The 2,586-nt window shown below is 65.8% G+C and carries 1 protein-coding gene and 1 pseudogene; both read right to left on the bottom strand.

From position 1 onward, the window contains the following. A partial coding sequence (gene rpe / locus EN939_RS29205; protein WP_127271153.1) for a ribulose-phosphate 3-epimerase occupies window positions 1–617 on the bottom strand: 617 nt, incomplete at its 3' end. 220 nt (window positions 618–837) lie between these two features. After that, a pseudogene (locus tag EN939_RS29200) lies at window positions 838–2,586 on the bottom strand (hypothetical protein); the annotation flags it as partial.

The following is a 2,586-nucleotide window of genomic DNA, read 5'->3' as shown; positions in this document are numbered from 1 at the left end:
AGGCTGCAGCTTTTGAAGATGGCGGCGCCCGCCACCAGCACGTCGGCGCCGGCAGCGGTGACCAGCGGCGCGGTTTCGGCTGAAACACCGCCGTCGATCTCGATGCGGATCGGCCGGCCGCCGATGAGGGCCTTGACCCGCTTCACCTTGTCGACGATCGCCGGGATGAAGGCCTGGCCGCCGAAGCCCGGATTGACGGTCATGATCAGGATCAGGTCGAGCCGGTCGAGCACATATTCGACCACGCTTTCCGGCGTCGCCGGATTGAGCGACACACCGGCCTTCTTGCCGAGGTTCCTGATGGTCTGCAGCGAGCGGTCAAGATGCGGGCCGGCTTCGGCATGGACGGTCAAACCGTCGCAGCCGGCCTCGGCGAAAGCGGCCAGATAGGGGTCGGCCGGGGCAATCATCAGATGGCAGTCGAAGAAGGCCTCGGTGCGGTTGCGGATCGCCTTGATCACCGGCGGGCCAAAGGTGATGTTGGGCACGAAATGCCCGTCCATCACATCGAGATGGATCCAGTCGGCGCCGGCCGCCGCCACCGCTTCGACCTCATCGCCGAGTTTGGAAAAATCCGACGCCAGCACCGACGGTGCAATCAGGGTCTTTCTGCTCATGGATGCGGCCTTTCCGAGTGCCCTTCACGTTCGGCCACTCTATCGACTGCCTAATGCGCTCCGGCCGACTTGTCGAGGGCACGGGCGCGGCGGCTGCACGGCCGGAGGTGGCGTTGCGGCGTCCGCGATCCTGTCGCAGCCAATTTCCGCTTGCCTCGGAGCCATAAGAAAACCCGCCGGATTGCTCCGGCGGGTTTCTGGTCTGGCGTCGAGCAGATCGTTATTGCTGCTGGAGTTTCAGGATTCTGTCTGGAACCGGATCCTGCTGCTGTTCGACCTGCGGCCTGCGCCGTGGCAGTACCTGCTGCAGCAGCAGGCCGGGGTTGAGCTCCAGCGACGGTTGCCCGCGGAGCGGCCGGCAGTTCGGATAGCGTCCGATCGTACCTTCCGGGCAGCGCCGCCTGATGATCGGCTGGCACTGGCCGTTGATCATCTGCGAGCCCGGTGCGCATTCCACCTCTTGCCTGGGCTTGCGGCATGCGCCGTTGATCACCTGCGTCCCACGCGGACAGACACACTCGCCACGCTTGTTGTGGACCTGGCCGCGTATGTCGCATTGCTCCTGCGTCGGTTGCTTGCGCCGGCACGCATTGCCCCGCACCTCGGTACCCCTCGGGCAGACACAATTGCCCTTTGCGTCATGGACCTGGCCACGGATCGTGCATTGCTCAGGCTTCGGCCGAATCGGGCGGCAGGCTCCGTTTCTGACCTCGGTACCCCTTGGGCAGACACAATCGCCGTCGGCGTCGTGAACCTGACCACGGATCGTGCACTGCTCGGGCTTTGGCCGCATCGGACGGCAGGCGCCATTGCGCACCTCGGTCCCTCTCGGGCAGACACAATCGCCATCGGCATCGTGGACCTGGCCACGGATGGTGCACTGCTCAGGCTTCGGCTGGATCGGGCGGCAGGCATTGCCCCGGATTTCGGTCCCCCTGGGGCAGACACAATCGCCATCGGCATTGTGGACCTGGCCACGGACGGTGCACTGTTCGGGCTTGTCGGTCCTGACACATCTGCCGTTCTCAAGCCCGGTTCCGCGTGGGCAGACGCAACGTCCGTCCTCGGTGCGGATCTGGCCTTCGAGCAGCACGCAGCGCTTCGGTTGCTCCGGCTTCGGCACGATACCGCCGCCCGGCGAGCACTGGCCGTTGCGATAGGTGGTGCCTTCCGGGCAAACGCAGCGGCCGGCATCGTTCATGACGAAGCCTTGCGAGCATTCCTTCTTCGTCTCCTGGCTGATGGTGAAGGGATGGCAGGCATAGGCCTTGCCGCGATCGCCCTGCACATTGGCCTGATCGCCGCCAAGCACGTCGCCACCGCCTTGCACCCGTGTGTCGGGAGAGAGCACGCCGACGCAGTTCTGGCCGCTGACATTGCCCTGCAGATTGGCCAGACGACCGTCGTCGGGAATGACCACGGTGACATGATGCACCCGGCTTTCGCCGGCGCCGAGCGACAAATTGGCAATGCAGGACGCAGGCAAGGTTGCCGGTTCCGGCGAGCAGCCGAAGGGCGGATCGATCGACGTGATCTCAACGCCTTCCAGCCTGCCGAGACCCTCCACGCCGATCGCATCGCCAATGCGGACCGGCCCGGAGAAGGCGGTCGCTCCGTCATTGGTGACGGTGATCTCGAACGAGCAGGGTTGGCCGAGCCTGCATTCGCGGTCGCCGGTCTTTTCGACACGGATGGTCGAGGCGCCGCCTCCCTTGGCGCAGGCCTGGCCAAAGGGATAGACGACGTCGTCGCCCGGCGCCGGCCCATAGGAGCCGCGCGCGCAGTTTTCGAACGCGCCATTGGCCGAAACCGTCACGTCGAAGTGGCGGCTGGTTCCAGGTGTCATGACGGCACCGGGAATCTGGCACGACAGCGCGTTGGCCGGAACCGGTCCGCACGCCCATTCCGCACCGTCAGGGGTGACGGTCTGGATCTGGACAGGCGCGCCGCCGGCCACCAGCGTGGCGGC

Source organism: Mesorhizobium sp. M7A.F.Ca.CA.002.05.1.1 (assembly GCF_003998335.1).
Taxonomy (GTDB): Bacteria; Pseudomonadota; Alphaproteobacteria; order Rhizobiales; family Rhizobiaceae; genus Mesorhizobium.
Note: the sequence above shows the minus strand (reverse complement) of the source record. Positions and strands in the feature narration are given on the sequence as shown.